7 protein-coding genes are annotated in these 6,912 nt (G+C 70.7%); 4 read left to right on the top strand and 3 right to left on the bottom strand.

What is annotated here, in order from left to right:
- Window positions 1–260 precede the first annotated feature (260 nt).
- The gene (locus V6U90_RS24455; RefSeq protein ID WP_334441093.1) at window positions 261–725 is read left to right on the top strand and encodes a MarR family winged helix-turn-helix transcriptional regulator; all 465 of its coding nucleotides are present in this window, start codon (window positions 261–263) and stop codon (window positions 723–725) included.
- A gap of 311 nt (window positions 726–1,036) precedes the next feature.
- Here the strand turns inward: V6U90_RS24455 and V6U90_RS24450 are convergent, their stop codons facing one another.
- From V6U90_RS24450 to V6U90_RS24440, 3 genes are all read right to left on the bottom strand, one after another.
- On the bottom strand, window positions 1,037–2,443 hold the full coding sequence (locus tag V6U90_RS24450; RefSeq protein WP_334441090.1) for an MFS transporter: 1,407 nt from the start codon (window positions 2,441–2,443) through the stop codon (window positions 1,037–1,039).
- 216 nt (window positions 2,444–2,659) lie between these two features.
- The gene (locus V6U90_RS24445) at window positions 2,660–3,868 is read right to left on the bottom strand and encodes a MalY/PatB family protein (RefSeq protein WP_334441088.1); all 1,209 of its coding nucleotides are present in this window, start codon (window positions 3,866–3,868) and stop codon (window positions 2,660–2,662) included.
- The gene (locus V6U90_RS24440; RefSeq protein ID WP_334441086.1) at window positions 3,865–4,371 is read right to left on the bottom strand and encodes a mycothiol transferase; all 507 of its coding nucleotides are present in this window, start codon (window positions 4,369–4,371) and stop codon (window positions 3,865–3,867) included. The genes V6U90_RS24445 and V6U90_RS24440 overlap by 4 nt, the downstream gene beginning before the upstream one ends.
- A 91-nt stretch (window positions 4,372–4,462) precedes the next feature.
- On the opposite strand from V6U90_RS24440, the gene V6U90_RS24435 reads away from it, so the two are divergent.
- The 3 genes from V6U90_RS24435 to V6U90_RS24425 all read left to right on the top strand — a co-directional run bounded on the left by V6U90_RS24435 (window position 4,463) and on the right by V6U90_RS24425 (window position 6,848).
- Complete coding sequence (locus V6U90_RS24435) at window positions 4,463–5,023, top strand: CGNR zinc finger domain-containing protein (protein WP_334441083.1); 561 nt, start codon at window positions 4,463–4,465, stop codon at window positions 5,021–5,023.
- Window positions 5,024–5,292: 269 nt separating this feature from the next.
- Entirely contained in the window at window positions 5,293–6,102 is an 810-nt protein-coding gene (locus V6U90_RS24430) for a sensor histidine kinase (protein WP_334441081.1), read from the top strand.
- A 5-nt stretch (window positions 6,103–6,107) separates the two neighbouring features.
- Window positions 6,108–6,848, top strand: coding sequence for a response regulator transcription factor (locus V6U90_RS24425; RefSeq protein WP_334441096.1), 741 nt, complete (start codon window positions 6,108–6,110; stop codon window positions 6,846–6,848).
- The last annotated feature ends 64 nt before the right edge of the window (window positions 6,849–6,912 follow it).

Genomic DNA, 6,912 nt, shown 5'->3' with positions numbered 1-6,912 from the left:
GATCGCAAGAGCGAGCAGGCCCAGTGGCATTTTCTTCGGTTCAGCAGACACGAGTTCTCCCGTTGCGGACATGTAGCGCGCTTGCAACTACCGGCGCGCGCAACTCCGATACTTGCCCGCGTCGTCTATCGGCGCAAGCGTGCGACTGGTCACATGGCTGGCGTCTGCAACTATCGGCGTGCGCCGCTAGGATCGTGGCGGACACCTTGGCCGGATCCCGGACGGTCGGCAGTAAGCGGCGACAGCAAGGAGCGCAGAACGTGGGCATCGGCGACGACGCGGTCGAGATCCGCGCCCAGGGCTGGCGGACCCTCGCGGCCCTGCACGGCCTCATCGACACCGCGCTGGAGAAGGCGCTGCAGGCCGAGCACCATCTGTCGGTCGTGGAGTACACGGTGCTCGACGCCCTGTCCCGCCAGGCCGGCTGGCACATGCGCATGCAGCAGCTCGCCCGCGCCGCTGCTCTGTCCAGCAGTGCCACCACCCGGCTGGTCAACCGGCTCGAAGACCGCGGCCTGCTCACCCGCATCCTGTGTCAGGACGACCGCCGCGGCATCTACACCGAACTCACCGAGCGGGGCTGGGCACTGCTCAACCAGGCCCGCCCCGTGCACGACAAAGTCCTCGCCAGCGCATTGCTCCAGGCCGAGGACGTCCCGGAACTGGCGCCACTGGTGAACGCGCTGCACCAGCTACCGGCGCAGACGCCGCCAGCCGCAGCCTGACGGGGACACGCTGAGCTGATCGGGGCCGACGGGGTCTCCCGCCACTGCGTGCCAGCGGGCGGGGTGGGCCGGGTCCTGACCCCGCCTTGACCGACTGTTCAGTCAGGGAGTCCGGGGCGTCCGGGTCAGGTCGATCGGGTAATCCGCGGTGTGCACCGGCTCTTGCGACCTGGAAGTCGGAAAAGCCCGGTAGCGGCCGGTGCCCGGGGCGGTCGACCAGAAGCCCGACCGCCCCGTCCGACTCCGTACCGGGGACCCGCGCACCGGGTCCGCCCACCGCGACCCGGCTGCGGACGAGGTGCCGACCGCCGCTACGTGGCGATGTCCTCGAGTACGGACTGCCTGGTCTCGGGCAGGAACAGCAGCACCACCGTCGCTGCGAGGACGAACAGGCCCGCACTCGCGGTGAAGACCAGGCTGGTCCCGCCGACGGCGAGCAGGACCGGTACGACGACCGGCCCGAGCAGGGCGCCGAAGCGGCCCGCCGCCGTCGCGGTGCCCACGCCGATGCCTCGCACCCGGGTCGGGAACAGTTCCGGGGTGAAGGCGTAGATGGAGGACCACATGCCGAAGAACACGAACTGGAGGATCGAGCCGAAGAAGATCAGTTCGAGTTGTCCGGCGGCCTGGCCGTAGCAGAAGGCGGCTACCGCCGAGGCGAGTGTGTAGCCGGACAGGCACGCACGGCGGCCGACGACCTCGATGAGGTAGGCGGCGGAGAGGAAGCCGGGAATGCCCCACAGCGCCATCAGGACGATGAAGCCGATACTTCGGGCGATGTCGAAACCGGCGTCGGAGAGCAGTTTGCCCATCCAGGTGGTCAGACCGTAGTAGCCGAACAGGATGGCGAACCAGGTGATCCACAGGACGATGGTGCGGCGTCGGTAGGCGGCGGAGAACAGCACCCGCAGTCCGGCCCGCTCGTCGGTGACGCCGGTCCCGGTCACCGGTGCCGGTGCCGGTAGCGCCTGCCCGGTCACGGTGGCGACCCTGTTTTCGATGGCCGACATGACCTGGTCGGCGGGTCCGCGCAGGCCACGGGAGGCCAGCCAGCGTGGTGACTCCGGGACACTGCGGCGGATCACCAGCGCCCACAGGGCCAGGCACGCCTGTAGCGCGAAGAAGGCGCGCCAACCGGTGGCGGGGACGATCAGGTAGGCCAGCACGCCAGCGACGATGAACCCGAGCGGCCAGGCTCCCTCCAGCAGGGCGGCGTAGCGGCCCCGCCGGGCGGCGGGCATGAACTCGGCGAGCAGGGCCGCCGCGACGGGGAACTCGGCCCCCATCCCCACCCCGAGGGCGAAGCGGAGGGTGAGCAGGCTGGGCAGGTTCCCGGCGAAGACCAGACCGAGGCTGGCCAGGCCCCAGACGACGATGCTGTACTGGAACACCCGGCGGCGGCCGAACCGGTCGGCCAGGGCTCCGGCGGAGACCGCGCCGACGAACATGCCCGCGAAGCTGGCGCTGCCCAGCAGCCCCGCCTGGGCGGTGGTCAGGCCGAACTCCTTGCTGATCGGTCCCAACAGGAACGTGATGGCGGCGAGGTCGATCGAGTCGAAGAGCCAGGCGGTGGCCACGACGAGGAAGAGACCGCGCTGGAACCGGCTCCAGGGAAGTCGTTCGAGACGGGCGGCGATGGCGGCGGGGGATGTGCCGGTCGGGCTGTCGGGTGTGGGATGGACAGCGACGCCGAGATCGGCGGGTGATTCGTTCGGCATGGAATTGTCCTTTGCGGAGAAGTCGTCAGGCTCGGGGGATACTCCGGACGGTCACCGGTGGGTGACCGGGGCACGCCGGAGGGGCAGCGCCGGTCCGGGTACTGCCGGACGCTGCGGGGGATGGGGGGCCCGTCGGGCAGCCGGTCGCGACCGGCGCCGACGTGGGGTCCACCCGGCTCGGGTGGGAGGCAGGGCGAACCCCGACGGAGCCAGGGCTCAGAGGGCGGCGATACGCGCCAGGATCTCGTGGAGGTTGGCCGGGCTGGTCGCGAAGTTGAGGCGGACGAACGACCCGGTGTCGACCGGGGTGGCCTGAGCGAACTCCGCGCCCTCGCTGAGCTTGACCGCCACCGTGCGTTCGAGGTGGGCGGCCGGTTCGGGGTCGCGGATCGGGGTCGCGGAGAGGTCCAGCCAGCTCAGGTAGGTGGCCTGGGGAGCGTGGTGACGGAGGTCCCAGGGCAGCCCCGCAGCCCACTGCTGGACCAGCAGACGGTTGTGGTCGAGAGTCCGCAGGAGATCGTCCAGCCAACCGTCGGACTCCCGCCAGGCCGCGACCGTGGCGACCCTGCTGAGGATGCTCGGCGTGCCGAAGTAGTCCAGCGGCGCCCGGGCCAGCCGGTCCTGGACGTGGTCCGGTCCGACGTGCGCGACGGCGCAGCGCAGACCGGCGATGTTGAACGCCTTGGTGGCCGAGGTGGCGGTGATGGTGCGCGCGGCCGTCGACGCGCCCAACGAGGCGAACGGTACGTGCCGGTGCGGGGCGAAGACCAGGTCGGCGTGGATCTCGTCGGCCAGAACGACCAGGTCGAGCGCGTCGGCAGCCATGGCGAGTGCGGTGAGTTCGTCCCGGGTGAAGACCCGGCCGGTCGGGTTGTGCGGGTTGACCAGCACCAGCATCCGGCAGCCCGCGCGGTGCAGCCGGTCGACGAGGTCGTCGGTGGAGAAGCCCCAGCCCGACTCGCTCCAGAGCATCGGCAGGGGGACGATCCGCCGCCCGGAGCGGGCGATGCTCGCCAGGAACGGTGGATAGCAGGGTACGTGTACGGCGATGCCGTCGCCCGGCGCGGTGGCGTGCTCCACCATCACCTGGAGCACCTGGATGAGGTCGGTGAAGACCCGGGTCCGTCCGGGTTCGGGCTGCCACCCGTGCCGCGCCGCCATCCGGTCCTGGAACGCCTCGACCACCGGATCCGCGCCGGGCCAGAACGGGTACCCGAAGTCCTCGCGTCCGGTCACCCGCAGGATGCTCTCCCGTACCGCGGGTGGGACACCGAAGTCCATGTCGGCGACCCAGGCGCCGATGACATCAGGTGCGAGCGAGCCCCACTTGACGCCGTACCCGGAGCGCAGCCGCCGCTGGTCGATGGCGGCGAACCGGGTGTCGACCGGGGGCGGCGATCCGGTCGGGACGGCTCCGGGGGTCATGTCCGCCTCCGGTCCGGCTGGTCGGCGGGTACGGGCTGGGTGGGGAGCCGGGTGACGATGGCGTCGCGCAGGATCTCCATCTGGCCGTGGTGCTGGGCGAGTTCCTCGTAGACGTGCAGCAGCGCGGCGCCCTGGGTCAGCTCGCGGTCTGGGCCGAGGAAGTCGGACGGCGGGGTGCCGTGCAGCCGTGCCCCGAACGTGGCCCGACCGACGTCGGCGGCGAGTTGTGCGCGTACCACGGCCGCCCGGTCGACCAGCGGGCGTACCGGGCCGTGGCTGTGGAACTCGGCGTCGCGGTCCCGGCTGACCGTACGTCCGGCCACCAGCGCGCCGGCCCAGTACGAGATCACGCCGAGACAGTGGTCGAGCAGCGTGTACGGCGAGTTCGCCCCCGGGACGGGTGGCCGTTGGTTGGCCAGTTCGTCGCCCAGCCCGGCGACGATGTCGACCATGCCGTCCAGGGCCCGGTAGGCGAAGTAGAGGTAGTCGTCGTCAGTGATCACTCCGGCTCCTTGCCGATGGGATATCGTGTCACCTGCTAAGCAGGTGACGGCAACCTTGCACCCCCGTTCCGTCACCTGTCAAGATGGTGACGTGAGCTTCGTGTTCGTCAGCGGTAACCTCGCCCTCGACTTCGCCGGCACCCTCAAGTGGCGACGCAGCGCGCCCGAGGAGTTCCTCGACAACCCCGAGGACCTGGCCCGATGGGCGGTCGAGTCGGGCCTGCTCACCGAGCGGCCCCCGGTCGACGCCGACGGGCTGGGCCGACTGCGCGCCCTCCGCGAGGCCGTCTACCGCCTCGTCGTCCACGGCATGCAGGGGCGCGACTGGCCCGCGGACGACCTGGCGACCGTCAACCAGGCCGCCGGTGCGGCACCGGCGCGCAACGCACTGACCCCGGCCGGTGTCGTGCGTACCGGCGACGCCGAGTCCATCGCCTCCGCCGTCGCCCGGGCGGCGATCGACCTGCTCGGTGAGATCGACACGCTCCGGGTCAGGGAGTGCGGGCGCCCGGGGTGCACCCGGATCTTCGTCGACCGCTCGCGGGGCGGCAACCGGCAGTGGTGCGGCATGGAGGAGTGCGGCAACCGGATCAAGGCGGCCCAATACCGCGTCCGCAAGAGCAGGGTGGCGGGCGCCGCGTCGCCCGGCTGACCACCGCGCCGGCCCGGGTCGCGCCGGACGGCGTCTCGCCGGCCTGATCGCCGCCAGATGTCCACGTCGTCCTTCGGGGTCGATGCCGCCGCACCACCCGACGAGCAGAATTGGGACCCCGCATGAACTGGGCCCTCCCTGGGGCCGTTGTGGTATGGGTCCAGGGCGTACAGAATGCGCGGGAACCGCCGCAGGCAGTCGGCAGCGGCGACGGCGGTACGTGACGAGGTTGGCCCTACGGTGGGTGCCCACCTCTGAGGAGGGCGGGCATGGATGCGGCCGGCTGGTGGTCGCTGCTGGCGCTGGTCGGCGGCGGGATCATCGGCGCGGCGTTCGTCGCACGGCAGACGCGGCACGCGTCGGCCGCCCGGATCACCGAGCTGCGCCAGTTGGAACAACTGGTACAGCGACGCGCGGATCAGGTGACGGCGCTCAGCCACGAGTTGCGTACCCCGCTCAGCATGATCAAGGGATCGGTGGAGTTGCTGCTCGAGGGTGGTCCGGGCACGTTGACGCCGATGCAGCAGCGGTTCCTGGATGTCATCGACCACCAGTCGGTCCAGGTGATCGGGTTGTGCGAGAGCCTGCTGATCCAGGCGAAGATCGAGGCGGGGTTGTTCACCCCGAGGCCGGAGAAGGTGGACGTGTCGGTGGTGGTGCGGGACGTCGTCACCGCGATGCGACCGTTGTGCGCGCAACGCCAGCAACGGATCAGCCTGGACGTGCCGCAGGTGATGCCCCGGATCTCCGCGGATCCCATGCTGTTGACCCAGGCGTTGACCAACCTGTTGTCGAATGCGAGCCGGTTCACCACGACGGGGGGAAGCATCGACGTCCGGGTCATGCTGATCGACACCGGCGTCGCCCTGTACGTCACCGACGACGGTGCGGGAATGACCCGGGCCGAACGGCACCGGTTGTTCCATCGGTTCGCGACAGGACGGCCGCTGGCGGACGGGACCGGCCTCGGTCTCGTGATCACCAAGACGATCGTGGAGCTGCACGGTGGCGAGATCATGGTGCATACCGCGTCGACCCGGGGGACCACCTTCCTGCTGACGCTGCCGAGCAGGTCGTGACCGGGATGACCGAGGGCCGGTCGGGCGGGCCGGCCGCCCTGGTGGTCGACGACGAGCCGCAGATGACACTCATCATCGAGTTCGCGCTACAGACCCAGGGTTTCACGGTGTTCACCGCGCACGACGGGGCGACGGCGCTGCACCTGCTCCGGTCACACGCCGTCGACCTGGTCGTGCTGGATGTGCTGATGCCGGCGATGGATGGGCTGACGCTGTGCCAGCGGATCCGGGCGCGTCACGACGTGCCGATCATGCTGCTCACCGCGCTGAACCAGCACGACGACGTGATCGCCGGCCTGGAGCACGGCGCCGACGACTACGTGTCCAAGCCGTTCCATCCGCGTGAGGTGGCGTTGCGGGCCCAGGCGCTGGTACGCCGACGGCGGGAATCCGGACTGGTCATCCGGGTCGGCGAGTTGGTCATCGAGCCGGCCGCGCGGACGGCGACGCTGGGGCGGCACCAGCTCGACCTGCCGTTCACGGAGTTCAAGCTGTTGACGCAGTTGGCGACCCGCCCCGGCATCCCGCACTCGTGGCAGGACCTGCTGCGCGAGGTGTGGGGTACCAGCGACCTGATCGGGGGCCGCGACGTGGTCAAGTCCACCGTGTACCGGTTGCGGTCGCGGTTGTCCGGCCTGCCGGGCGGTTCGGCGTACATCCGCACCCTCCGCGGGGTCGGCTACCTGATGCCCGACCTGCCGGTGGAGTCCCCGGCCGGTGGTGCGGCCGGCACCGCCGGCCGTTAGGTGAGGACGGTGTCACCACGGCTCACGTTGCTGTCACCGGAGGACCGTTCACACGGCCCTAACC

The organism is Micromonospora sp. CPCC 206060, from assembly GCF_036906895.1.
GTDB lineage: Bacteria > Actinomycetota > Actinomycetes > Mycobacteriales > Micromonosporaceae > Micromonospora.
This window is presented reverse-complemented; position numbering and strand designations above follow the sequence as displayed.

What these genes read in the sequence shown, in the direction of transcription:
- V6U90_RS24450 (WP_334441090.1), bottom strand. Translation starts at nt 2,443, where the DNA reads ATGCCGAACGAATCACCCGCCGATCTCGGCGTCGCTGTCCATCCCACA.
- V6U90_RS24445 (WP_334441088.1), bottom strand. Translation starts at nt 3,868, where the DNA reads ATGACCCCCGGAGCCGTCCCGACCGGATCGCCGCCCCCGGTCGACACC.
- V6U90_RS24430 (WP_334441081.1), top strand. Translation starts at nt 5,293, where the DNA reads ATGGATGCGGCCGGCTGGTGGTCGCTGCTGGCGCTGGTCGGCGGCGGG.
- V6U90_RS24425 (WP_334441096.1), top strand. Translation starts at nt 6,108, where the DNA reads ATGACCGAGGGCCGGTCGGGCGGGCCGGCCGCCCTGGTGGTCGACGAC.